Raw genomic sequence first — 23053 nt, 5'->3', positions numbered from 1 at the left:
GGCCACCGGCCGCCCCCACCGGACACCGGACCCCCGTGCGCCTCGTGCGCCCGGGGGTCCGGTGCGTATCCCCGGCCGCGTCATCGCCGGGCCCGAACGTGTTCTAGACTTGCTCGATGGGCCCTGAGCCGCCGCGGTCGTCGTGGCGGTCCGGGGCCGGATTACCGGAAGGGGGCGATCGACGGTGCGGATCGCACTGCTCTCGTACAGGAGTAAGCCGCACGGGGGCGGGCAGGGTGTCTACGTCCGGCACCTGAGCCGTGAGCTGGCCGCGCTGGGACACACCGTCGAGGTGTTCTCGGGTCAGCCTTACCCGGAGCTGGACCCGGGTCCCACGCTCACCGAGGTCCCGAGCCTGGATCTGTACAACGACGCGAATCCGTTCCGCACGCCGCACCCGCGTGAGATCCGCGACCGGATCGACCTGCTCGAGGTGGTCACCATGTGGACCGCCGGCTTCCCGGAACCCCGAACGTTCAGCCTCCGGGCGGCGCGCGAGCTCGGGACCCGGCTCGAGGACTTCGACGTGGTGCACGACAACCAGTGTCTCGGCAGCGGTCTGCTCAGGCTGGAGGAGGCCGGGTTCCCGGTGGTCGCCACGGTGCACCACCCGATCACCCGGGACCGCGACCTCGCCATGAGGGAGGCTCCGCTACGCAAGAAGATCACCACCTGGCGCTGGTTCGGCTTCCTCGGCATGCAGATCCGCGTCTCCCGCAAGCTCGAGGAGATCATCACGGTCTCCAGCAACTCCGCCGAGGACATCGCCTCGGACTTCGGGGTGGACCCGGACCGGATCGTCACGATCCCGCTGGGGGTGGACACCGACCGCTTCCACGACCGGCGTGAGCGCGAGCCCGGACGGTTGGTGTGCGTGGCCAGTGCGGACCAGCCGCTCAAGGGAGTCCCGATCCTGTTGCGTGCGCTGGCGCAGGTCCGCCGGGAACACCCGGGGGTCCGGCTCACGCTCATCTCGAAACTCAAGCGCAAGGGAGAGGCCGCCAAGCTGCTGGACTCCCTGGGGCTGCGCGACGCGGTCGACCTCGTGTCCGGGGTCGACGACGAGGAACTGGCGGGTCTCGTGGGCTCCGCCGAGATCGCCGTGGTGCCGAGCATGTACGAGGGCTTCTCGCTCCCGGCGGTCGAGGCGATGTCCAGCGGTTGCGCGCTGGTCGCCACCCGTGCGGGTGCCCTTCCGGAGGTCGTGGGCACCGACGACTCGGCCGCCCGTCTGGTCACCCCCGGGGACGTCGACGAACTCGCCCGCGCGATCAGCGCCCTGCTGTCGGACCCGGACGAGCGCCGCCGTCTGGCAGCGGGCGGCAGGGCCCGCGTCATGGAGCGTTACAGTTGGGCGGCCGTCGCCCGGAGGACCGTCGAGGTCTACCGGACGGCCATCGCCCGGGTCCGTGGCGACGCGCTGCCGGACCTGACCGCCGGACCCGTCTTCGGTCCGGACCAGACAGAGATCGACGAGCACGTCGCCGACGACGTGCCCGAGGTGCTCCCGGATTCCGGTGAGTACGACATCCGCGAGCAGGAGGACGCCGCATGCTGACCGTTGACTTCGACCGTCTGGGGGTCACGCCCGGTATGCGTGCCATCGACGTGGGTGCCGGCATGGGCCGGCACACCTTCGAGCTCTTCCGCCGTGGTGCCGACGTCACCGCGTTCGATCAGAACGTCGACGAGATGCGGCAGGTGTCCGAGATGCTCGGCGCGATGGAGGCCGAGGGCGAAGGCCTGCCGGAGTCGAAGGGCGAGGCGGTGACGGGCGACGCGCTCGCGATGCCGTACGAGGACGGCGAGTTCGACCTGGTGCTGATCTCCGAGGTGCTCGAGCACGTGCCGGCAGACACCGCCGCGATCTCCGAGCTCGTGCGGATCCTCAAGCCGGGCGGGGTCGCCGCGGTGACCGTGCCGCGCGAATGGCCCGAGAAGCTGTGCTGGAAGCTCTCGGACGCCTACCACTCCAACCCCGGCGGCCACTGCCGCATCTACACCGCCGAGGAGCTGGGTTTCAAGCTCCGCGCCGCCGGTCTGGAGGTCACCGGCACCGGATTCGCCCACGCGCTGCACGCGCCCTACTGGTGGCTCAAGTGCGCGGTGGGGACCGAGAACGACGACCACCCGCTGCCCAAGACCTACCACAAGCTCCTGGTGTGGGACCTGATGAAGGGCCCCTGGGTCACCCGCACGGCCGAGAAGCTGCTCAACCCGGTGATGGGCAAGTCCATCGTCTTCTACCTACGCAAGCCCGCGGAGGCCTGATAGATCGTGTCCACCACGAACAACGGAGCAGAGCGGCGTCGTCCGGTCCCCAGTGTCCCGGGTGTCCTGGACGCCGACGCGGCGCGGGCGACCGGCGAGTGGATCGCCTCCGTGCAGCGACCGAACGGTGAGATCCCGTGGTTCACGGGTGGCCACACCGACCCGTGGGACCACGTGGAGTCGGCCATGGGACTGTCGGTCGCCGGTCAGTGGGAGGCTGCGGAGAAGGCCTACGGCTTCCTGCGGGACACCCAGCGGGGAGACGGGTCATGGCCGGTCAGGTGGCAGGACGGGGCGATCGTCGACGCCGACACCGACTCGAACTTCTGCGCCTACGTCGCGGTCGGGGTATGGCACCACCACCTGGTCACCGGGCAGTCGGGGTTCCTCGAGTCCATGTGGCCGATGGTGCGCCGGGCGCTGGACCTGGTGCTGACGTTCCGGGGCCCGGAGGGGCAGATGTGGTGGGGCGCCGGGCCCGAGGGCTTCTGTGAGGAGGCTCTGGTCACCGGCTCGTCTAGTGTCCACCACTCGCTGCGCTGCGGCGTCGCGATCGCCGAGGAGTTGGGGACCACGGCACCCGACTGGGACGCGGCGGCGGACTCGCTGGGACACGCCCTCCGTGCGCACCCCGAGTTGTTCACGCCCAAGGACGAGTTCTCCATGGACTGGTACTACCCGGTCCTCGGGGGCGTGATGGTGGGGGAGCAGGCGCAGCAGCGGCTGGACTCCCGCTGGGACGACTTCGTGGTCGACGATCTGGGCATCCGGTGCGTCGATCACCGTCCGTGGGTCACCGGCGCCGAGACGTGTGAGTTGGTGATCGCGCTGGAGGCGGCGGGGCGCCATGAGCAGGCGCTCGCGCAGTTCACCCACATGCAGCACCTACGGGACACCGACGGGTCCTACTGGACCGGCCTGGTCTACGCGGACGGCAAGCGCTGGCCCGTCGAGCTGAGCACGTGGACCGGGGCGGTCATGCTGCTCGCGGCCGATGCGCTGTCGCGGACCACGCCCGGCAACGAGATCTTCCGGTACGTCTCGGACCACACCATGCAGCGGCTCGGTTCGCACCCGGGTGATCCGAACGAGTGCGCCCCGGGTGAGGCCTGCCCACCCGTCGTCTCCGTGCGCTAGTCTGTCGGGAACCGTCGCTGGACACCTGTCTGGTCAGGTGTCGGCCGGTGGCCCCGAGCGCACGAGGAGCACCAATGGAATTCGGACTCACCCTGTTCACCAGCGATCGGGGTATCCAGCCGCCCACGGCTGCCGTGGCGGCGGAGAACGCCGGGTTCTCGGCGTTCTACGTGCCCGAGCACACCCACATCCCGATCCGTAGGGAGGCCGCGCACCCGGGCACCGGTGGCGCCGAGCTGCCGGACGAGCGGTACAGCCGCACGTTGGACCCGTGGGTCGCGCTCGCGGCGGCGTCCTCGGTCACCACGACGATCCGACTGGGCACCGCCGTCGCGATCCCGGTCGAGAGCGATCCGATCACGCTCGCCAAGACCATCGCCTCCGTCGACCACCTCTCGGACGGCCGCGCGGTGCTCGGGGTGGGCTACGGGTGGAACCTCGACGAGATGGCCGACCACGACGTACCGCCGAAACTGCGCCGCACCATGCTGCGCGAGTACCTGGAGGCCATGCGGGCGTTGTGGACCGAGGACGAGGCCGAGTATCACGGGCGCTTCGTGGACTTCGGCCCCAGCTGGGCCTGGCCCAAGACCGTCCAGAAGCCCGGACCCCGCCCGCTCGTGGGGGCGGCCGGCACCGAGAAGAACTTCAAGTGGATCTGCCGCAGCGCCGACGGCTGGATGACCACGCCGATCTCCCAGGACATCGCCGGCAGCGTCCGGCAGCTGCGGGAGCTGTGGGCCGAGGCCGGTCGCGAGGGCGAGCCGTACATCGTCGTGCTCGACGGGAAGCCGGTTCCCGAGAAGATCGAGATGTACCGCGAGCTGGGAGTGCACGAGCTCGTCTACGGGACCCCGGACAAGCCGGAGGAGGAGGTGCTGGCCTACATCGACAGGCTGGCCGGCAAACTCGGGCTGTCCGCCATGGCCTGAGCCGATGTCGCTCCCGGCGGGCCGTCCACGCCGGTACCGTCGGCTGTATGACCTCCACCACCGGCTCTGCCACCACCGGCTCTGCCACCCCCGTCGTCGTCATCACCGGAGCCGGGGGTGGCCTCGGGGCGGCGACCGCCGCGCTCTACTCGGACCGCGGGTGGCACGTCGTGGCCGTCGACCTCACCGCGCCCCCCGGGGGGCCGGGGATCACGTCGGTGGCGGCCGACGTCACCGACTCCGCATCGCTGCGATCGCTCGCCGATCGGGTCCGCTCCGAGCACGGCCGACTGGACGTGGTGGTCACCTTCGCCGGGGTCCTGGGGATCGGGCCGCTCGCCGAGACCGACCCCGATCGGGTCCAGCAGGTCCTGGACGTGAACATCATGGGCACGGTCCGCACCGTCCACGCGATGTTCGACCTGCTCCGCGCGAGCGGCGGGCGCGTGGTCCTCATCAGTTCCGAGACCGGCCCCCAGCACGGGATGCCGATGAACGGCGCGTACGCCATGAGCAAGCACGCGATCGAGGCCTACGGTGACGCACTGCGTCGCGAGTTGATGTTCCTCGGGCTCGAGGTGGTGCTGATCCAGCCGGGCCCCTTCCGCACGGGGATGACGGCCTCGATCCGCCGGCGCTTCCAGGAGTCCACTCTCCCGGGCTCGCCGTTCGCGGCCATGGCCGCCGTGATGGGGGAGATGGCGGCGGGAGAGGACGACAAGGCCGCCGCCCCCTCGGTGTTGGCCGAGGCCGTGTGGACCGCCGGTACGACCGCCCGACCCCGCCACCGCTACGCCGTCAGGTGGGACCTCGGCCGCAGGCTCCTCGACCACCTCCCGGTGCCGATGGTGGACAAGGTGCTCACGCTGGCACTGAGAGGCAGGATCAACGCCACGGAGCTCGCGTTGCGGCGGGAGTCCGCCGACATCCTCGACGCCGCCGATGCCCGGGGGCGACCGTGAGCAATCTCGACCCCCGACCCGAGGAGATCGGGTGCGAGGCGGGCGGCGCGCCCGGCGGCCCCGAACCGGGGGGCGCCGTGGTCGAGATCATCACCGCCCGTGACGTCCCGCTCGGCGGTCCTCGTGCGATGACGGTCAGGCGGACGCTCCCACAGCGGCAGCGTTCGCTCATCGGTGCCTGGTGCTTCGTCGACCACTACGGTCCCGACGACGTCTCGGCCACCGGCGGGATGGACGTGCCCTCGCATCCGCACACCGGCCTGCAGACCGTCAGCTGGCTCTTCGAGGGCGCCGTGACCCACCACGACTCCGGGGACAACCACGCCGTCGTGCGGCCCGGCGAGGTCAACCTCATGACCTCCGGCGCCGGGATCTGCCACACCGAGGTCTCGACGCAGGACACCACGATCCTGCACGGCGTGCAGCTGTGGACCGTGCTGCCGGAGGGCCACCGTGAATCCGCCGGGCGGAGGTTCGATCACCACGTGCCCGACCCCGTGGTCCTGGAGGGCGGCTCGGCACTCGTCTTCATGGGGTCACTGCTGGGCTCGTCGTCGTCGATCCCCACCTTCTCGCCCCTCCTCGGTGCGGAGATCCGCCTGGACCCCGGCGCCCTGGTGTGCCTCGACGTGGACCCGGACTTCGAGCACGGACTCCTGGTGGACGCCGGCGACGTCACGCTCGAGGGGGTGACCGTGGAGCCCGCGCAACTGGGCTACACGGGGGTCGGCGAGTCCCGCCTGACGATCCGCAACACCGGCCCCACCCCGGCGCGGATGATCCTGATCGGCGGAACCCCGTTCGACGAGGAGATCGTCATGTGGTGGAACTTCATCGGACGCACCCACGACGAGATCGCCCGCTACCGGCAGGAGTGGGAGGCCGGGGCGGACCGCTTCGGCCGGGTGGACGGGTACATCGGCCACGACCCGGACGGGCTCACCCGGCTCCCGGCCCCCACCCTGCCCACGACCACGCTCAAGCCGCGCTCCAACCCGCACCCGCGGGCGCGGACCGACTGAGACCGGACGACTGAGCCCGGACCGACTGAGCTCGCGCGTCCCGACCGACGCGCACCCCACCGAGAGGACGCACGCTGATGACCGAATACACCGACAAGAACGGCTCCACCGTCACCGTCACGCGGGCACCGGACCGCGCCGCCTTCGAGATCCGTGACGCCGCCGGGGAGGTGGCCGGCCACGCAGATTTCCGGGACCGCGACGGGGAGCGGATATTCCACCACACCGAGGTGGACGAGGAGTTCGGCGGACGGGGCATGGGGACCGCCCTCGTCCGGGGCGCGGTGGAGGCCACCCGCGCCGAGGGCGTGCCGATCGTGCCCGTGTGCCCCATGGTCGAGGCCTTCCTCGACAAATCCGGCGGGGAGTTCGAGGGCGCCTACCGCTCGCCGACCGCCGACGACCGGGCGTGGTTGCGCGAGGAGGGCGCCTGAGATGGGTGTGCCACCCCTGGACCGTACCCAGCGAGAGGTCTACAAGCAGCTCGTGCGCACCGCGGTCGCCTCGCGGGAGGCCTCCACCGAGGCCGGGCTGGACGAGGCGCTGCTCGAACAGGTCAACGTCCGGGTCTCCCAGATCAACGGGTGTGCGGCCTGCCTGGCCACCCACGTGCCGGCCGCGCGGGAGGCCGGGGTGTCCCAGGAGCGTCTCGACATGCTGCCGTCGTGGCGGGACATCGACGCGTTCGGTGATGCCGTGCGCGCGGCTCTGAGGCTGGCCGAGACCCTCACGCGCCTGGACGACGTCGAGGAACGCGAGGCGGCCACCGCCGCCGCCACCGAGCACTTCGACGACGAGCAGCTCTCCGCTCTGGAGTGGACGATCGTGTTGATCAACGCGTTCAACCGCGTCTCGATCGCCAGCGGGCACCAGGTGCGGCTCGGGGACTGACCACCGCCCGGACCGGAAGCGCGGTCGCCGCCCGGAGGACTACCGTGGGCGCTGTGAGCGACAAGCCGGACGTCCAGACCCTCGGCCAGCTGCGCGCCGCGGGGTACACCACCCGAACCCTGCGAGAGGAGATGCGCGAGAACCTCCTCGCCGAGTTGGCCTCGGGCCGCGATCCCTGGCCCGGGATGCACGGGTTCGACACGACCGTCATCCCGCAGCTCGAGCGGGCGATCATCGCCGGTCACGACATCGTGCTGCTCGGCGAGCGCGGACAGGGCAAGACCCGCCTGCTGCGGACGTTGGTCGGACTGCTCGACGAGTGGTCACCCGTGGTGGCGGGGTCCGAACTGGGGGAGGACCCGCTCGCACCGATCACCACGCCGACGCGGGAGCGGATCGCCCTGGAGGGGGACGCACTTCCCATCGAGTGGCGGCACCGGTCGGAGCGCTACGTCGAGAAGCTGTCCACCCCGGACACCTCCGTGGCGGACATGATCGGCGACGTCGACCCGATGCGGGTCGCGGAGGGACGCCGACTCGGCGACCCGGAGACCATCCACTACGGCCTGGTACCGCGAGCGAACCGCGGCATCGTGGCGCTCAACGAGCTGCCCGACCTGGCGGAGCGGATCCAGGTGGCGTTGCTCAACGTCATGGAGGAGCGGGACGTGCAGATCAGGGGCTATGTCCTGCGCCTGCCCCTCGACGTGCTGGTGGTGGCCTCGGCCAACCCGGAGGACTACACCAACCGCGGGCGCATCATCACCCCGCTCAAGGACCGGTTCGGCGCCGAGATCCGCACGCACTACCCCCTGGACCTGGCCGACGAGATCGAGGTGGTGCGGCAGGAGGCCGACCTCACCGCGGAGGTGCCCGACGCCCTGATGGAGCTGCTGGCCAGGTTCACGCGCGAGCTCCGGACCTCGGACTCGATCAACCAGGCGTCTGGCGTCTCGGCGCGCTTCGCGATCGCCGGAGCCGAGACCGTCGCCGCGGCGGCCAGGCGGCGCGCGGCCGTCCGGGGGACCGACGACCCGGGCGAGGCGGTGGCACGGTTGGTGGACGTCGACGCCGCCGTGGACGTCCTGCGCGGCAAGATCGAGTTCGAGCCGGGCGAGGAGGGCCGCGAGCCGGAGATCCTGCGATACCTCCTGCGCAGCGCCACCGTCGACGTGGTCCGCGATCTGTTCCGCGGACTCGATCTGGCTCCGCTGGTCGAGGCGTTCGACGGTTCCGTGACCCTGACGACCGGCGCCAGCGTGACTGCGGCGGAGTTCCTCGAGGCGTTGCCCGAGCTCTCCCGGCCGGGGCTGTACGACGAGATCGCCGAGCGACAGGGTGCCACCACCGTGGGTCAACGGGCCGGGGCGATCGAGTTCGCGCTGGAGGGGTTGTTCCTCTCGCGGCGGCTGTCCAAGGAGACCGGGGACGGCGCCGCGGTCTACGGCTGACACGCACCGCCAGATGAGGAGGGCCAGCGATGTCGAGAGAAGAACCCCGTGCCCGGTACGGGCGCTACAGCGGCGGGCCTGACCCGCTCGCGCCCCCTCTCGACCTGTCCGAGGCACTGGACGCGGTATCCGACGGGGTGATGTCCGGGTACTCGCCCGAACAGTCGATGCGCGAGTTCCTGCGCCGCGGCGGACGGGACCAGACCGGCCTGGACGACCTCGCCGGTAAGGTGCAGCGCCGCCGGCGGGAACTACTCGAACGCCACCACCTCGGGGGCACGCTCGGCGAGGTCGCCGAGCTCCTCGAGCAGGCACTGCTGGCCGAACGCGGGCAGCTGGCACGGGACACCCGGATGGATCCGATGGACCGCACCCTGCGGGAGATGACCATCGAGAACCTGCCCGACTCCCCGGCCGCCGCCGTGGGGGAGCTCGCCGACTACGACTGGGCGTCCACTGACGCGCGGGAGGCCTACCGCCGGATCCAGGACCTGCTGGGCGCCGAGGCCCTCGAGGCGCGGTTCGAGGGGATGAAGCAGGCACTGGAGAACGCGAGCGACGCCGACCGCGCCGCGGTGTCGGAGATGGTCGCCGACCTGACCGAGCTCCTCGACAAGCACGCCCGCGGCGAGGACACCCCGGAGGATTTCGAGCGCTTCATGGACAAGCACTCCGACTCCTTCCCCGAACAACCGCAGAACATCGACGAGCTCATCGACGCGTTGGCCGGGAGGGCCGCCGCCGCGCAACGCATGATGCGGTCGATGACCCCGGAGCAGCGGGAGGAGCTCATGGCGCTCTCGCAGCAGGCGTTCGGTTCCCCCGAGCTCATGGAGCAGCTCGGGCGGCTCGACGGGCTGCTGCAGTCGCTGCGACCCGGGGAGGACTGGGACGGTTCCGCCGAGTTCGAGGGTGATCAGGGGCTCGGGTTCTCGGAGGGGGCGGCGGCGATGGCCGAGCTGGGCGATCTCGACCGGCTGGCCGAGCAGCTCGCGCGGGGCAGCGAGGGATCACCACTGTCCGAGCTGGACCTCGAGGCCGTGGCCCGTCATCTGGGCGGGGAGGCGGCGGTGTCCCTGCGGACCCTGGCGCGGCTCGAGGAGTCGATGCGCGAGTCCGGGTACCTGAGCCGACGACCCGACGGCGACCTCCGGCTGTCCCCGGTCGCGCTGCGCAAGCTCGGCGGATCACTCCTGCGCGACGCCGCGCGCCGACTCTCCGGCCGCGCCGGCGCCCGCGACACCCGCCAGTCCGGGGCGGCCGGTGAGCAGACGGGGTCGAGCCGGGCGTGGGAGTTCGGTGACGTGGAGTCGTGGGACGTGCCGCGGACCGTCACCAACGCGATCTCCCGGGTCGCGGCCGAGGGCGGGGACCCGGGAGAGGGGATCCGGTTGCTGCCCGACGACATCGAGGTCCGCGAGACCGAGGCGCGTACCCAGGCCGCGGTCGCACTGCTGGTCGACACGTCGTTCTCCATGGCGATGGAGGGTCGCTGGGTTCCGATGAAGCGGACCGCGCTGGCCCTGCACCACCTGGTCAGCACCCGCTTCCGGCAGGACGCGCTGCAGCTGATCTCGTTCGGGCGGTTCGCCCGTACCCGGACCGTGGAGGAGTTGCTCTCCCTCGACGCCGAATACGAGATGGGGACGAACCTGCACCACGCGCTGCTGCTGGCAGGGCGCTTCTTCCGGAGGCACCCGTCGATGCAACCGGTGTTGCTCATCGTGACCGACGGCGAACCCACGGCCCACCTGCTCGGCAGTGGGGACCCGTGGTTCGGGTATCCGCCCGCGCCCGAGACCATCCGCACCACCGTGGACGAGCTGGACCGGGTGGCCCGGTTCGGCGCGAAGACCACGTTCTTCAGGCTCGGCGACGACCCGGGGCTCGGCCGGTTCCTCGACGCGCTGGCCCGGCGCGTCGGGGGGACGGTGGTCGCCCCGGACGTGGACGACCTGGGGGCGGCCGTGGTCGGCAGGTTCCTGCACTCGCGCCGCGGCCGCCCGGGTTCCGGTGACGCGTGGAGCGCGGGCGGCCGCTGGGCCGGGTGAGCGGGCCGCGAGCAGGGGCCTCACGGCGCGGCGCTCACGGCACGGGGCTCACGGCATGGGCGCGCCGACCTCGCCGGAGTCCCGTCGCAGTACCCGCAGCGAGTCCACCGCGCGGACCTCGGTGAACTGCCCCGACTCCAGGGCCCGGCAGTAGATCTCGTACGGCGGGCGGCCGCCGTCCGCGGGATCCGGGAACACGTCGTGGATGAGCAGCGCCCCGCCCACCTCGACCCACGGGGCCCAGCCGGCGTAGTCGGCCTGCGCGGCCTCCGAGGAGTGGCCGCCGTCGATGAACACGAATGAGGCGGGCCTGCCCCACACCCGCGCGACCTGGCGCGAGCTGCCCACGGCGGCCGTCACCACGTCGTCCAGTCCCGCATCCCACATGGTGTGCCGGAACGCGACCAGCGTCTCCAGGCGGCCGGTGTGCGGGTCCACCAGTGCGGTGTCGTGGTACTCCCACCCGGGCTGGTGCTCCTCGGAGCCGCGGTGGTGGTCGACGGTGACGATGCTGCCGCCGGTCACCCGTGCGGCCGCACCGAGGAACACGGTGGACCGGCCGCAGTAGGTGCCGATCTCGACCCCCACGCCGTCGCCCAGGAACTCACAGGCGATCTCGTAGAGGGTGCGGCCCTCGTCCAGCGGCATGAAACCGGGGGCGGCGAGCGCCACGTCGAGCAGCGCCTGGTCGATCTCGGGTGCGGTCATGGGATCAACCTATCGCCCGCGTCTGTGCCCTCAGCCCTCGCCCTCAGCCCTCGCCCTCAGCCCTCGGCCTCAGCTCGCCGGGCGGCCTTGCGGGCGCGCGCCACGTGCGGGCCCACGACGTTGCCCAGCTTGGTCCCGTTCGGCCACCCCGCGTAGTAGCAGAGGAACACCACGATCTCCTCCAACTCCTCCGGGGTGAGCTCGCCGTTGCCCTGCGCGGTGAGCGCGCCCAGCAGCAGCAGGCGGCGGTCCCGGTGGCTCAGGCCCGGCCGAGACCAGATCCGTCCGAACAGATGGTCCGCGGTCTCGGCGAAGTAGTCGCCCGGGCCATCGGACATGTCGAAGCCGTAGACCTCGCCCATCATGGCCAGGCCCCGCTCGCGCTCCGGGGTCATGCCGGTCTCCGCGGTGTCGCTCATCGTGCTCCCTCGTCGTCGTCGTGGTCGTCCCCACCGGTGTCCCCACCGGCGTGCCCATCCGTACTCGCGGCGGTGACCGGGCCGCCCACGGCGCGCGCGATCTCGCCCGGTCCCACGCCGAACCCGGCGCCGAGGTCCCGCAGTGCGAGAGCGCCCAGCGGAAGGTCCACCTCCAGCCGTTCACCCAGGGCCAGCGCCAGGGACAGGTCCTTCTCGCCGAGACCACGGACGTGGGTGAACACGCCGTGCCAGAAGTCGTCCTCGGCGATGGGTGCGGTGGTCTCGCGGAGCATCACGGCCCCGGCGCCGCCGGTGATGGCGTCGGTGTGCCGGACCACCCGTCCGAGCTTGGCGATGTCGATCCCCGCCGCTTCGGCGAGTCGCGAGGCCTCGGCGGACGCGGTGAAGGAGATGAAGTGCAGCAGGTTGCGGGCCAGCTTCATCCGCGTACCGGCCCCCACCTCCCCGGCGTGGACCGGCATGGCGGCCCACAGGGCGAACACCGGCTTGCAGGCCTCGTAGACCTCGCGGGGACCGCCGACCATCACGGCCAGCTCGCCCTTCTCGGCGCCCGGCGCGCCACCCGAGACCGGGGCGTCGACCAGGTGCACACCGGCGGCCGAACACACCTCGGCCAGCTCTGCGGCCGTTGTGTCCGCGATGGTGGAGTGGACCGCGATCACGGTCCCCGGCGCGGCGGTGCGCAGGATGCCGTCGGGGCCGTCGACGACGTCCCGCACCTGGGCGTCGTCGAGCACCGTCACCGACACCAGGCGCGCCGTCCGCGCCACCTCCGCGCCCGTGGCGGCCGCGGTCGCACCCTCGGCGACGAACGGATCGGTCGCCTGGGCGCGCACGTCACACACCACGAGACCGCCGGGCCAGGACAACAGGCGGCGGGCGATCGGCGCGCCCATGTTCCCCAGGCCGATGAACCCCACCGGTGCGGGGGAGTCCTCCGGTGTCCCGGGTCCGACGGGTGCGGCTCCGGCGTCCTGTGCGGCGCCCGTGACCGGATGCTCGTTCACGATCTGATGACCTGTCCGCCGTCGACGTTGAAGATCTGGCCGGTGACCCAGGAGGCCTCGTCGGAGAGCAGGAACAGCAGCATGCCCACCAGGTCCTGCGGCTGACCCATTCGCTTGAGCGGCAGCTTGTCGACCATCTCCTTGACCATGGCCTGCGGGGTGGTGGTGCGGTTGGCCTCGGTGTCGATCGGGCCCGGGGCGATGGCGTTGATCCGGATGTTCGACCCGCCCAGCTCGGTGGCGAGCTGCTGGGTGAGGCCGTTGACGCCCACCTTGGCCAGACCGTAGAAGCCCGAGTACAGCCACGCCGCGGTGGAGGACTGGTTGACGATCGCGCCCCCGCCGGCCGCCGCCATCTTCTCCCAGCACGCGCGCACCATCAGCAGCTGGCCGTTCATGTTGACCTGCATGAACTTCTGGTAGTAGTCCCACGGCACGGTGATGAGGAAGTCGAGTTTCATGCCGCCGAAGATCGCGGCGTTGTTGACCAGCATGTCCAGCGATGCGTACTTCTCCACGGTGGCCTCGGCGCAGGCGTTCGCCGACTCAGGGTCGGAGACGTCGGTGTGCTGGAAGAAGGCCTCGCCGCCGGCGGCGACGATGTCCGCGGCCACGCGCTCGCCCTCGGTGTCCGACACGTCGGCCACGACGACCTTCGCTCCCTCCGAGGCGAGGGCCTTGGCGTACTCCTCGCCGATGCCGCCGGCCGCGCCGGTCACGATCACGGATTTGCCGTCAAAACGTCCCATGTGGTGGTCTCTGCTTTCCTGGTGGGGTTGGTGGTGCGGGTTGGTGGTGCGGGTTGGTGAGCCGGGTTGGTGAGCCGGGGGTCAGGCCGGGGAGGCCACGGATTTGGTCTCGAGGTACTCCTCGAAGCCCTGGCGGCCCATCTCTCGGCCGATTCCGGACTGCTTGTAGCCGCCGAAGGGCACGTCGGCGCCGTACCAGACGCCGCCGTTGACCCCGAGTGTGCCGGTGCGGATGCCGGCGACGACCTTCTCGACGCGGTCGAGGTCACTGCCCCAGACGGCGCCGGAGAGGCCGTAGGGGGAGTCGTTGGCGATCCGCACGGCGTCGTCGTCGCCGTCGTGGGGGATGACGACGAGGACGGGCCCGAAGATCTCCTCCTGGGCCACCCGCGCTGAGTTGTCGAGACCGGAGATCAGGGTGGGCTCGACCCAGTACCCCGCGGCCTTGTCCGCGCCGGAGGGGCGCCCGCCACCGATCTCGATGGTGCCGCCCTCCTCCACGGCCAGGGCGATGTATCCCTCGACCCGCTCGCGCTGGAGCCCGGAGATCAGCGGGCCGCACAGGGTGCCCGGGTCGGTGGGATCGCCCGGCGCGAACGCGGCCATGGCGCCCTTGGCGGCCTCGACGGCCTTGTCGTAGTTCTCGCGCGGGACCACCAGGCGGGTGGTCAGGGCACAGCCCTGCCCGGCGTGCGTGCAGGCGTTGAGCGCGGTCATGAAGCACGCGGCGTTCAGGTCGGCGTCGTCGAGCACCACGGCGGCGGACTTGCCACCCAGCTCGAGGAACACCTTCTTGAGGGTCTCCGCCGCGGCCACCATGATCTTCTTGCCGGTGGCGGTGGAGCCGGTGAACGAGACGAGGTCCACGCGCGGGTCGGTGGTCAGCTGTGCGCCCACACCGTGGTCCGAGGACGAGACCACGTTGAGCACGCCCGCGGGGATGTCGGTCTCCTCGGCGGCGATCCGGGCCACTGCCGCGGCGATGAGCGGGGTGTCCGGCGCGGGTTTGAGCACGACGGTGCACCCGGCGGCCAGGGCGGGGCCGATCTTGGCCAGGTTGATCTGGTTGGGGAAGTTCCACGGGGTGATGGCCCCGACCACGCCGATCGCCTCGCGGCGGGCCGAACGCCGGGAGCGGATCCCCATGACCTCGGACTCGCCCAGCTCCTCGACCCACTCGTAGGCGTCGACCAGGTCGGCCAGCCAACCGAGGTCGGCCACGGGCCCCTCGAGCTGGGGGCCGGTGGTGAACATGTGGGGTGCACCCACCTCGGCGATGGTCAGCGTGCGCAACTCCTCGATGTGGGACTGCAGGGCGTCCCGGAGCTGTCGCAGGCACGAGGCGCGGAAGCCGTGGTCCGTGGACCACGTGGTGGTGTCGAACGCGGTGCGGGCGGCCGCTATGGCGGCGTCCATGTCCTCGGGGCCCGCGTCGGCGGCACGGCCGATGAGTTCCTCGGTGGCGGGGTTGAGGACGTCGAACGTGGCCGCGCCGGATGCGGGGCGCAACTCGCCGTCGATGAGGAGCGGCGCGTCGTAGATGGTGCTCGTCGTCACGGGGAGCCTTCCGTCGGGACCGATGGACATCGGGGTGGGTGGACAACTGTCTAGACGATAGTCCCGCGAGTGGTGTACTGTCCAGACACATGTCCAGTGACGTTCGATTCGAATCGACCCGGCGACGCCTCAACGGCCAACAGGCAGAGACCGTCGACCGCCTCACCAGCGCTGCCGTCGAGGTGCTGCGCGAGAAGGGTCCCGGCGGACTCGCGGTCCGGGCGGTGGCCTCGAGGGCCGGTGTCGCGCCGGCCACCGCCTACACCTACTTCTCCTCCAAGGGGCACCTCATCGCCGAGGTGTTCTGGCGCCGACTGCGCGACCACGTCTCCGAGGGCGCCGAGGCCGGCACCACGGTGGACAGGGTGGTGGCGGTCCTGCGCGACGTCGCGCTGTTGCTCGCGGACGAACCCGAGCTCTCCTCTGCGGTCACCGCCGCCCTGCTGGGCGACGACCCCGAGGTCTCCCACCTGCGCATCCGGATCGGTGCCGACATCCGTCGCCGACTGACGGCCGCGCTGGGGGGCGAGGGCGACGACGAGGTGATCGGCGCACTGGAGATGGTCTATGCCGGCGCACTCGTTCGAGCAGGCATGGGCTACGGCTCCTACTCCGACATGGCGGATGCCATCGAATCCGCCGCCCGACTGATCCTGAGGTGACCTGAGACATGACCACCGCGACGCCCGCCCCGCTCGTGTTCAGCCCGTACGACTACGAGGTTCCGCCAGTAGGTCATGGTCGCTGGGCCGGTCGTGTGTCCCAGCGGTGGGTGGTCCAGGCGCTGCGGACGAGTCGTCGGATGATGATCGCGGCGTTGGCCAGGGCGATGAAGGCGTCGATGACGCGGATGCGTCGTTCGGTGCAGATGTGGAGTTTCTTGAAGCCGCGGTTATGCCAGGAGTTGGTGCGCTCGACGACCCAACGGGCACCGGCTTGAAGCGGGAATCCCTTCTGGCTCATCCGCGACCGACAGCCGAGTTCGGCCAGCAACTCACGGGTTCGCCTGGAGTCATATCCGGCGTCCAGATGCACGGTAATCGTCTCGGGCAGGCCGACCCCGAACCGGGCCTCGAACCGGCCCAGACGCTCCAATGTGGGCCGCAGGAACACGCTGTCGTGACGGTTGGCCGGAGCACTGACGCACCCCAGTGGGATCCCGCCAGCGTCGGTCAGCAGTGAGCGTTTCGTCCCTTGTTTTCCCCGGTCGACTGGAGACTTGCCAGCCGCATCGCCGCCGCAGGGTGCTTTGACGATGCAGCCGTCGACCGTGACGTCGTCCAACTTGAGGCCGATCATGCGGTCGTAGGCGTCCAGGCAGATCTGCTCGAGCTCGGCGAAGACTCCGGCGGTGATCCACTCGTCGCGGCGCCGGCGGATCGTGGTCGCCGAGCAACCGGTGTCGGCGATGCGCTCGTACGCCGCCCCGAGGACCAGGACTTGGATGAGTTTGTCGAACACCACCCGGTCCGGGATTCGTGGTCGGTGGCACCCCAGCGGGTGATCGTCGATGGGCTCGGGAAGCAGGGACTCGAACTGGTCCCACAGGGGGTCGATGATGAATGATGGCAGAGCAGGCACGAGCACCTCGGCACGAGAAGATGGCTGTGAACACCTCTTCTGTTACCGGGACTCGTGCCTGCCCTGTCAGACCGACACACCCTGACCTACTGGCGGAACCTCTACGCCGTGCACGAGGACCCGTACCCGTTCTACGCCCGGCTGCGCGCCGAGGCGCCGGTCTACCACAATCCGGAACTGGACTTCTGGGCGCTGAGCAAGGGCGGTTTCATACGGTTGTTGCAACGTCGCTCCCGAGAGGCGGGGGCGGTTTGACTGTAGGAGATCGCGGTGCCTGGTGCGCGGTTGTCGGTTGTCGAGCGGGCCAAGATCGAGACCTTGTTTGGGCAGGGGTTGAAGTACCCGGAGATCGCCGAGCGGATCGGGCGTAGTCGCACCACGGTCTGGCGGGAAGTCGAGCGCAACAACTCGGCCCGGGGTGCGCGGTGCGCGAAGGGGCAGGGGGCTCGGCACCCGCATCGAAAGCGGGGCCACACCCCGGGCCTGTCCGGGTCGTATCGCTGGCTGTACTCCTGCGAGCAGGCTCAGCGCAAAGCCGATGAGCGTGCCAGACGCAAGCGTGCGGGCAAGCTCAGGCCTGGTCACGGCCGTGCCTATCCGCCGCTGTGGTCTACGGTCAAGGCCAAGCTCGAGCTGCGGTGGTCACCGATGCAGATCTCGCGGTGGCTCACGCTGACCTACCCCGATCAGCCGGAGATGCATGTGTCCCACGAGACGATCTATCAGGCCATCTATTTCCAGGCACGGGGTGGATTCCGGATGGAGATCGGCAGGCAGGTCGCTCTCAGATCCGGCCGTCGACAGCGCAAACCGCAGTCGCGCAAGGCGTCGGCCGACCGCACCGGCAAGGCCTGGGTCAAGGGGTTCAACGTCTCGACCCGGCCTGCCGAGGCCGAGGATCGAGCAGTCCCGGGGCACTGGGAGGGCGACCTGGTCCTGGGCGCCCGCAGCGGTTCGGCGATTGTGACCCTGGTCGAGCGGCATTCGCGGTACGTGATGCTCGGTTCGCTACCGCGGTCACGGGTCAGCGAGGAGGTCATCCGGGTTCTGATCGAGCGTATGAGCCAATTGCCCGATCACCTGCTCAGGTCGCTGACCTGGGACCAAGGTTCGGAGATGGCGCAGAGGGCGTGTCAAGTTTTCTGTGTAAGGGGCCGGTCAGTTAGCCCCTCTGTCCGGTGGTCAGAGTGGGAGTCGGTTGGGGAACTGCACGGCGAAAGCATTCAGCGCTCGGTGCCATCCCTGGGTGCCGGTGCCGAGTTCGCCACCGCGGGTGGTCTCGATGTTTCGGATGCCCAGATAGACCAGCTTGATCGCCGCCTCGGCTGAGGGGAATGAGCCCCGGGTCTTGGTGATCTTGCGTAGCTGGTAGTTGATCGATTCGATCTGATTCGTGGTGTAGATGACCTTGCGGATCTCGGGGGTGAACGCCAGGAACGGAGTGAAGTCCTCCCACGCATTGCGCCACGCCAGTACCGCCCCTGGGGCCTTGGTCTTCCAGGTTTCGGCGAAGGTCTCCATCGCCAGTTCGGCGGCCTGCACGGTGGCCGCGGTGTAGATCGGCTTCATGTCCTTGGCCATGGTCTTGCGGTCGGTGTAGGAGGCGTACTTCATGGCCGATCGCAGTAGGTGCACCACGCAGGTCTGCACCACGGTCTCGGGGTAGACGCTGTTGACCGCGGCCGGTAGTCCGGTCAGCCCGTCGCAGCACAGGATCAAGATGTCCTTGGCTCCGCGATTGCGGATTTCCGTCAGCACGTTGGCCCAGAACTTGGCTCCCTCGGTGGCGCCTAGCCACAGGCCCAGGACCTGCTTGCGGCCCTCCAGATCGACGCCTACGGCCACGTGGCAGGCTTTATTGGCCACGACCCCGCCGTCGCGGATCTTCAGCCAGATCGCGTCGATGTAGACGATCGGATACACCGTCTCCAGCGGCCGGGACTGCCAGAGGGCGATCTCGTCGGTCACCACGTCGGTGACCCTGGAAATGGTCGCGGCGGAGACCTTGGAGCCGTAGATCTCCTCGAGGTGTGAGCCGATATCCCGTGTCGTCATTCCACGGGCGTAGAGGGACAGGATCATGTCTTCGACCTTGCCCAGCCGACGGGCCCGCTTGGGAACGATTACCGGCTCGAAGGAGCTATTGCGGTCCCGCGGCACGGTGAGCTCCACGGGGCCCTGCAGGGTCTGGACATTCTTGGTGGTCTTGCCATTGCGGGAGTTGCCGGTCCCATGGCCGGCGGGGTCTCCGGCCTCGTAGCCCAGGTGGTCACTGAGCTCGGCTTCCATGGCCCGCTCCAGCACCGCCTTGGTCATCTGCGTCAGCAGCTCTTCGACCCCGTGGCGGCCCTCACCGAGCTCCTGGGCGGCGGTCACCATGGCGTCGATCTGATCGGCGTTCAGCACCCCAGCCACGGGGTTCTGCGCACCAGCAATTTCGGTCATTCGGTCGGTCCTTCCAAGAGGCGAAACCCGTAGGTCACACCTCGGTTCGAGACCGGACCCTTACACACTCAATGAAACACCCTCGGCGCAACCGCCAAATTCACGCTGAGCACCAACTGCCAGGTGTACTTCTGCGACCCTCACTCGCCCTGGCAGCGCGGCTCCAACGAGAACACCAACGGGCTGCTCCGGCAGTACTTCCCACGGTCCTCAACCGACTTCCGCACCTACACCCAAGCCGACCTGGACGCCGTGGCCGCCGAGCTCAACGGACGACCACGGCAAACCCTCGACTGGAGAACCCCAGCACAAACCCTCAACGACTTCCTGGTTGCAACAACCACTTGACTTCAAGAAGCACGCCGACGTCCGTGAGGCCTTCCGCGCTCCCGACGTGTTCTCCAACTCGATGGGCGTCTCCCTGGACCCGGCCGCCTACGGTCCCCACGCCTACAAGACGATGTCCTTCCTCGCGATGGACGACCCGCGGCACGCCCGCCTGCGCAAGCTCGTGAGCAAGGGGTTCACCTCCCGGCGCGTCGACGCGCTCTCCGAGGGTATCGAGCGGATCTCCCGGCAGTACTGGGACGAGTGCCTCGACAGGTCTCGTGACGGCGGCGAGTTCGACTTCGTCCAGGACTACGCAGGCAAGCTGCCGATGGATGTCATCTCCGACCTCATGGGGGTGCCGGAGTCGGATCGCGACGAGCTCCGCCGGCTCGCGGACCTCGTCATGCACCGCGAGGAGGGCGGTCAGGACGTGCCCGAGGACTCGATGGTCGCCGCCTTCGACCTCATCGCCTACTACCAGGGCATGGTCGCCGAGCGGCGCCGGAAGCGGACCGAGGACCTCACCTCGGCGCTCATCGACGCCGAGATCGACGGGGAGAAACTGGACGAGGACGAGATCCTGTCCTTCCTCTTCCTCATGGTGGTGGCGGGCAACGAGACCACCACCAAGCTGCTCGCCAACGCGATGTTCTGGGGCAACGAGTACCCCGACCAGTCGCAGCTGGTCATCGCCGACCCGGAGCGCGTGCCCGACTGGGTCGAGGAGACCCTGCGCTACGACACCTCCAGCCAGTTGGTCCTGCGCACGACGATGCAGGAGGTCACGGTCCGCGACGTCACCATACCGGCCGACCAGAAGGTCCTCCTGCTCATCGGCGCGGCCAACCGCGACGAGGAGGTGTTCGAGGACGCCGGCACCTTCCGCCTGGGTCGCGACACCTCCGCGAGCCTGAGCTTCGGTCAGGGGCCGCACTTCTGCCTCGGCGCGCACCTCGCGCGACTCGAGGGTCGCATCGCCCTCGATCAGATCTCGCGGTCCATCACGGGCTACGAGATACTGCCCGGCGCCCAGCGCGTGCACTCCTCCAACGTCCGTGGCTTCGCCCATCTGCCCATGCGGGTCGAGGTCAGACGCTGATGAGTCTGAGATTCCCGCCGCAGCTGGACGTGACCGAACGTCCGGCCCTCGTCACGGGCGCCTCCTCCGGTATCGGCCGCGCCTCCGCGGAGGCGCTGGCCGCACTCGGCCACCCCGTCGTCGTGGGCGCCCGTCGGGCCGACCGCCTCGACGACCTCGTGGGGCGCATCCGTGAGGCCGGGGGACGGGCCACCGCGCGACCCGTGGACGTCACCAGTGCGGAGTCGGTCGCGGAGTACGTCGCGGCAGCCGGTGAGGCCTACGGCCCGCCCGAGATCCTGGTCTCCAGTGCGGGCACGTTGAAGATGGCCCGCGTGTGGGAGATGGACCCGGACGACTTCGCCTCGCAGATGGACATCCATCTGATCTCCGTACAGCGGTTGCTCCACGCCGTGGTGCCCGGGATGGTCTCCCGCCGCCGGGGTGACGTGGTGCTGATCGGCTCCGACGTCGCGTACACCGCGCGACCCCGTTCCGGTGCGTACGTGGCGGCCAAGGCCGGCCTGGAGACCATGGCCCACCAGGCGCGCAAAGAACTCGAGGGCACGGGGATCCGGCTCGGCGTCGTCCGCCCCGGCCCCGTGATGACCGAGATGGGCACCGAGTTCGACCCGGAGACAGCCGAGTCCGTCATCAACGACTGGGTCAGACACGGCTTCGGTCGTCATCCGCGAATGTGCAAACCGGCCGACCTCGCCCGGGGGGTCGCCGCCATGGTGTCGATGCCCCGAGGCGCCCAGATCACCGAGCTGGAGATCCAGCCGGAGGCCCCCATCGAGGAGGACTACTCGTGACCAGTACCGACAGCCACACCGACAACTCCACCGACAAGCCCACCGACTTCTCCACACTCGCCGAACCCCAGCGGGTCTCCGGAGGCGAGGGCGAACTCGGTCACATGGACGAACTCAGCACCGACCCGATCAGCCTATTCTGGCGGGTCCGTCAGGAGTGCGGCGACCTGGGCGTGTTCCGGATCGCAGACCGCGACATCTGCCTGGCCTCCGGAGCGGCCGCCAACGAGGCCTTCTTCCGTGCCCCGGACGAGTCCCTGGACCAGGCCGCCGCCTATCCGTTCATGACACCCGTCTTCGGCGAGGGCGTCGTGTTCGACGCCAGCCCGGAGCGGCGCTCGGAGATGCTGCACAACACCGCGCTGCGGGGCGAGCACATGCGTCAGCACGCCGTCACCATCCCCCATGAGGTCCAGCGCATGGTGGCCGAGTGGGGCGACGAGGGCGAGATCGACCTGCTCGAGTGGTTCTCCGAGCTGACCATCTACACCTCCTCGGCCTGCCTGATCGGGCCGAAGTTCCGCGAGCAGCTGGACGCCCGGTTCGCCCACCTGTACCACGACCTCGAGCAGGGCACCGACCCCCACGCGTACATCGACGCCTACGCCGACATCCCGGCCTTCCGCAAGCGTGATGCCGCGCGTGCGGGTCTGGTCGAGCTGGTCTCGGGGATCATGGACAAGCGGATCGCCGAGCCGCCGGCGGACAAGGAGGACCGCGACCTCCTCGACGTGCTCGTCTCGGTCAAGAACGAGGACGGCACGTACCGGTTCACCGCGGACGAGGTCACCGGCATCTTCATCTCGATGATGTTCGCCGGGCACCACACCACCTCCGGCACCAGCGCGTGGATGCTCATCGAGCTGCTCAAGCATCCGGACTACCTCGCGCAGGTCGTCGCAGAACTGGACGAGGTATACGCGGGCGGGGAGGAGTACAGCTTCGGCGCGCTGCGGCAGATGCCGAAGGTGGAGAACGCCCTCAAGGAGACGCTGCGCATGCACCCGCCGCTCATCATCCTCATGCGGGTGGCGCAGGAGGACGTGCAGATCGGCGACTACGTGGTGCGGGCCGGGCAGACCGTCGCCGCGTCCCCGGCGGTGTCCAACCGACTTCCGGAGGACTTCCCCGACGCCGAGGCGTTCGATCCGGACCGCTACGCCGAGCCGCGCCAGGAGGACATCGTCAACCGGTGGACCTGGATCCCCTTCGGCGCCGGTCCGCACCGCTGCGTGGGCGCCGCGTTCGCCCAGCTCCAGATCAAGGCCATCTTCTCGATCCTGCTGCGGGAGTTCGAGTTCGAGCTCGCGCAGCCGCCGGAGAGCTACCACAACGACCACTCCAAGATGGTGGTCCAGCTGGCCCAGCCGTGCACGGTCCGCTACCGGAGGAGGAAGAGCTGATGAGCGAGGCGGAGCCGATGCACGTGGAGGTTGACTTCGACCTGTGCCAGGGGCACGCGGAATGCCAGGCCGAGGCCCCCGACTGGTTCACGGTGGGCAAGGGCTCCGAGGCCAAGGTGCGTGCCAAGCGGGGCACGGTCCCCGATGACCAACTCGAGGCCGTCAAGGCCGCCGTCAAGTACTGCCCGACGCAGGCACTCCGCCTCGTCGGCAACTAGCAGAG

General features: G+C 69.9%; 23 protein-coding genes and 2 pseudogenes. 18 read left to right on the top strand and 7 right to left on the bottom strand.

The features are described from left to right. Nucleotides 1–184: 184 nt before the first annotated feature. From NJE57_RS14985 to NJE57_RS14940, 10 genes are all read left to right on the top strand, one after another. The gene (locus tag NJE57_RS14985; RefSeq protein ID WP_319029309.1) at nt 185–1558 is read left to right on the top strand and encodes a glycosyltransferase family 4 protein; all 1374 of its coding nucleotides are present in this window, start codon (nt 185–187) and stop codon (nt 1556–1558) included. Further along, nucleotides 1552–2271 carry a class I SAM-dependent methyltransferase gene (locus NJE57_RS14980; RefSeq protein WP_319029308.1) on the top strand — a complete coding sequence of 240 codons (720 nt, stop codon included), beginning with the start codon at nt 1552–1554 and terminating at the stop codon, nt 2269–2271. Before NJE57_RS14985 ends, NJE57_RS14980 begins: the two co-directional genes overlap by 7 nt. A gap of 6 nt (nt 2272–2277) precedes the next feature. Then, nucleotides 2278–3408: a prenyltransferase gene (locus NJE57_RS14975; protein WP_319029307.1), complete on the top strand. Its 1131-nt coding sequence runs from the start codon at nt 2278–2280 to the stop codon at nt 3406–3408. Nucleotides 3409–3482: 74 nt separating this feature from the next. Beyond that, entirely contained in the window at nt 3483–4340 is an 858-nt protein-coding gene (locus tag NJE57_RS14970) for an LLM class F420-dependent oxidoreductase (RefSeq protein WP_319029306.1), read from the top strand. Between the two features lie 47 nt (nt 4341–4387). Next, nucleotides 4388–5302, top strand: a complete 915-nt coding sequence (locus tag NJE57_RS14965; RefSeq protein WP_319029305.1) for an SDR family NAD(P)-dependent oxidoreductase — start codon at nt 4388–4390, stop codon at nt 5300–5302. After that, nucleotides 5299–6324: a pirin family protein gene (locus NJE57_RS14960; protein ID WP_413464421.1), complete on the top strand. Its 1026-nt coding sequence runs from the start codon at nt 5299–5301 to the stop codon at nt 6322–6324. The genes NJE57_RS14965 and NJE57_RS14960 overlap by 4 nt, the downstream gene beginning before the upstream one ends. 77 nt (nt 6325–6401) lie before the next feature. Further along, entirely contained in the window at nt 6402–6758 is a 357-nt protein-coding gene (locus tag NJE57_RS14955) for a GNAT family N-acetyltransferase (protein WP_319029304.1), read from the top strand. Nucleotide 6759: 1 nt separating this feature from the next. Beyond that, complete coding sequence (locus tag NJE57_RS14950) at nt 6760–7215, top strand: carboxymuconolactone decarboxylase family protein (RefSeq protein WP_319029303.1); 456 nt, start codon at nt 6760–6762, stop codon at nt 7213–7215. A gap of 44 nt (nt 7216–7259) precedes the next feature. Beyond that, nucleotides 7260–8666: a sigma 54-interacting transcriptional regulator gene (locus NJE57_RS14945; RefSeq protein WP_413464420.1), complete on the top strand. Its 1407-nt coding sequence runs from the start codon at nt 7260–7262 to the stop codon at nt 8664–8666. Nucleotides 8667–8695: 29 nt separating this feature from the next. Next, nucleotides 8696–10717, top strand: a complete 2022-nt coding sequence (locus NJE57_RS14940; RefSeq protein WP_319029301.1) for a VWA domain-containing protein — start codon at nt 8696–8698, stop codon at nt 10715–10717. A gap of 48 nt (nt 10718–10765) precedes the next feature. On the opposite strand, the gene NJE57_RS14935 is transcribed toward NJE57_RS14940, so the two are convergent. From NJE57_RS14935 to NJE57_RS14915, 5 genes are all read right to left on the bottom strand, one after another. Then, the gene (locus NJE57_RS14935) at nt 10766–11425 is read right to left on the bottom strand and encodes a class I SAM-dependent methyltransferase (RefSeq protein ID WP_319029300.1); all 660 of its coding nucleotides are present in this window, start codon (nt 11423–11425) and stop codon (nt 10766–10768) included. Nucleotides 11426–11481: 56 nt separating this feature from the next. Next, nucleotides 11482–11844: a carboxymuconolactone decarboxylase family protein gene (locus tag NJE57_RS14930; RefSeq protein WP_413464419.1), complete on the bottom strand. Its 363-nt coding sequence runs from the start codon at nt 11842–11844 to the stop codon at nt 11482–11484. After that, nucleotides 11841–12785, bottom strand: a complete 945-nt coding sequence (locus NJE57_RS14925; RefSeq protein WP_319029357.1) for an NAD(P)-dependent oxidoreductase — start codon at nt 12783–12785, stop codon at nt 11841–11843. The genes NJE57_RS14930 and NJE57_RS14925 overlap by 4 nt, the downstream gene beginning before the upstream one ends. Nucleotides 12786–12868: 83 nt before the next feature. Continuing rightward, complete coding sequence (locus NJE57_RS14920; protein ID WP_319029299.1) at nt 12869–13621, bottom strand: SDR family oxidoreductase; 753 nt, start codon at nt 13619–13621, stop codon at nt 12869–12871. An 81-nt stretch (nt 13622–13702) separates the two neighbouring features. Next, entirely contained in the window at nt 13703–15208 is a 1506-nt protein-coding gene (locus NJE57_RS14915) for an aldehyde dehydrogenase (protein WP_319029298.1), read from the bottom strand. A gap of 59 nt (nt 15209–15267) precedes the next feature. Here NJE57_RS14915 and NJE57_RS14910 point away from each other — a divergent pair, with 59 nt between their 5' ends. Further along, nucleotides 15268–15840 carry a helix-turn-helix domain-containing protein gene (locus NJE57_RS14910; protein WP_319029297.1) on the top strand — a complete coding sequence of 191 codons (573 nt, stop codon included), beginning with the start codon at nt 15268–15270 and terminating at the stop codon, nt 15838–15840. 73 nt (nt 15841–15913) lie between these two features. Here the strand turns inward: NJE57_RS14910 and NJE57_RS14905 are convergent, their stop codons facing one another. Next, entirely contained in the window at nt 15914–16759 is an 846-nt protein-coding gene (locus NJE57_RS14905; RefSeq protein ID WP_319029296.1) for an IS5 family transposase, read from the bottom strand. A gap of 54 nt (nt 16760–16813) precedes the next feature. On the opposite strand from NJE57_RS14905, the gene NJE57_RS14900 reads away from it, so the two are divergent. Together NJE57_RS14900 and NJE57_RS14895 are read left to right on the top strand one after the other, a co-directional pair. Then, nucleotides 16814–17014: a hypothetical protein gene (locus NJE57_RS14900; protein ID WP_319029295.1), complete on the top strand. Its 201-nt coding sequence runs from the start codon at nt 16814–16816 to the stop codon at nt 17012–17014. Nucleotides 17015–17029: 15 nt separating this feature from the next. Then, nucleotides 17030–17893, top strand: a pseudogene (locus NJE57_RS14895) (IS30 family transposase); the annotation flags it as partial. Nucleotides 17894–17941: 48 nt separating this feature from the next. On the opposite strand, the gene NJE57_RS14890 reads toward NJE57_RS14895, so the two are convergent. Next, on the bottom strand, nt 17942–19138 hold the full coding sequence (locus tag NJE57_RS14890; RefSeq protein WP_413464423.1) for an IS256 family transposase: 1197 nt from the start codon (nt 19136–19138) through the stop codon (nt 17942–17944). Nucleotides 19139–19300: 162 nt separating this feature from the next. On the opposite strand from NJE57_RS14890, the pseudogene NJE57_RS14885 reads away from it, so the two are divergent. The 5 genes and pseudogenes from NJE57_RS14885 to NJE57_RS14865 all read left to right on the top strand — a co-directional run. Next, nucleotides 19301–19552: pseudogene (locus NJE57_RS14885) on the top strand (IS30 family transposase); the annotation flags it as partial. Continuing rightward, nucleotides 19536–20633 (top strand): cytochrome P450, encoded by a 1098-nt coding sequence (locus tag NJE57_RS14880; protein ID WP_319029293.1) that lies wholly within the window; start codon nt 19536–19538, stop codon nt 20631–20633. The pseudogene NJE57_RS14885 and the gene NJE57_RS14880, both read left to right, overlap by 17 nt. Then, nucleotides 20633–21427 (top strand): SDR family oxidoreductase, encoded by a 795-nt coding sequence (locus NJE57_RS14875; RefSeq protein ID WP_319029292.1) that lies wholly within the window; start codon nt 20633–20635, stop codon nt 21425–21427. The genes NJE57_RS14880 and NJE57_RS14875 overlap by 1 nt, the downstream gene beginning before the upstream one ends. Nucleotides 21428–21531: 104 nt before the next feature. Then, nucleotides 21532–22830, top strand: coding sequence for a cytochrome P450 (locus NJE57_RS14870; protein ID WP_319029356.1), 1299 nt, complete (start codon nt 21532–21534; stop codon nt 22828–22830). Nucleotides 22831–22847: 17 nt separating this feature from the next. Further along, nucleotides 22848–23048: a ferredoxin gene (locus tag NJE57_RS14865; protein WP_319029355.1), complete on the top strand. Its 201-nt coding sequence runs from the start codon at nt 22848–22850 to the stop codon at nt 23046–23048. Nucleotides 23049–23053: the final 5 nt, after the last annotated feature.

Origin of the sequence: Dietzia sp. PP-33 (assembly GCF_033790845.1) — a bacterium.
GTDB lineage: Bacteria > Actinomycetota > Actinomycetes > Mycobacteriales > Mycobacteriaceae > Dietzia.
Note: the sequence above shows the minus strand (reverse complement) of the source record. Positions and strands in the feature narration are given on the sequence as shown.

What these genes read in the sequence shown, in the direction of transcription:
- NJE57_RS14935 (WP_319029300.1), bottom strand. Translation starts at nt 11,425, where the DNA reads ATGACCGCACCCGAGATCGACCAGGCGCTGCTCGACGTGGCGCTCGCC.
- NJE57_RS14980 (WP_319029308.1), top strand. Translation starts at nt 1,552, where the DNA reads ATGCTGACCGTTGACTTCGACCGTCTGGGGGTCACGCCCGGTATGCGT.
- NJE57_RS14955 (WP_319029304.1), top strand. Translation starts at nt 6,402, where the DNA reads ATGACCGAATACACCGACAAGAACGGCTCCACCGTCACCGTCACGCGG.
- NJE57_RS14940 (WP_319029301.1), top strand. Translation starts at nt 8,696, where the DNA reads ATGTCGAGAGAAGAACCCCGTGCCCGGTACGGGCGCTACAGCGGCGGG.
- NJE57_RS14970 (WP_319029306.1), top strand. Translation starts at nt 3,483, where the DNA reads ATGGAATTCGGACTCACCCTGTTCACCAGCGATCGGGGTATCCAGCCG.
- NJE57_RS14965 (WP_319029305.1), top strand. Translation starts at nt 4,388, where the DNA reads ATGACCTCCACCACCGGCTCTGCCACCACCGGCTCTGCCACCCCCGTC.
- NJE57_RS14950 (WP_319029303.1), top strand. Translation starts at nt 6,760, where the DNA reads ATGGGTGTGCCACCCCTGGACCGTACCCAGCGAGAGGTCTACAAGCAG.
- NJE57_RS14915 (WP_319029298.1), bottom strand. Translation starts at nt 15,208, where the DNA reads ATGTCCATCGGTCCCGACGGAAGGCTCCCCGTGACGACGAGCACCATC.
- NJE57_RS14930 (WP_413464419.1), bottom strand. Translation starts at nt 11,844, where the DNA reads ATGAGCGACACCGCGGAGACCGGCATGACCCCGGAGCGCGAGCGGGGC.
- NJE57_RS14870 (WP_319029356.1), top strand. Translation starts at nt 21,532, where the DNA reads ATGGACGAACTCAGCACCGACCCGATCAGCCTATTCTGGCGGGTCCGT.
- NJE57_RS14875 (WP_319029292.1), top strand. Translation starts at nt 20,633, where the DNA reads ATGAGTCTGAGATTCCCGCCGCAGCTGGACGTGACCGAACGTCCGGCC.
- NJE57_RS14910 (WP_319029297.1), top strand. Translation starts at nt 15,268, where the DNA reads ATGTCCAGTGACGTTCGATTCGAATCGACCCGGCGACGCCTCAACGGC.
- NJE57_RS14890 (WP_413464423.1), bottom strand. Translation starts at nt 19,138, where the DNA reads ATGGTGACCGCCGCCCAGGAGCTCGGTGAGGGCCGCCACGGGGTCGAA.
- NJE57_RS14865 (WP_319029355.1), top strand. Translation starts at nt 22,848, where the DNA reads ATGCACGTGGAGGTTGACTTCGACCTGTGCCAGGGGCACGCGGAATGC.
- NJE57_RS14920 (WP_319029299.1), bottom strand. Translation starts at nt 13,621, where the DNA reads ATGGGACGTTTTGACGGCAAATCCGTGATCGTGACCGGCGCGGCCGGC.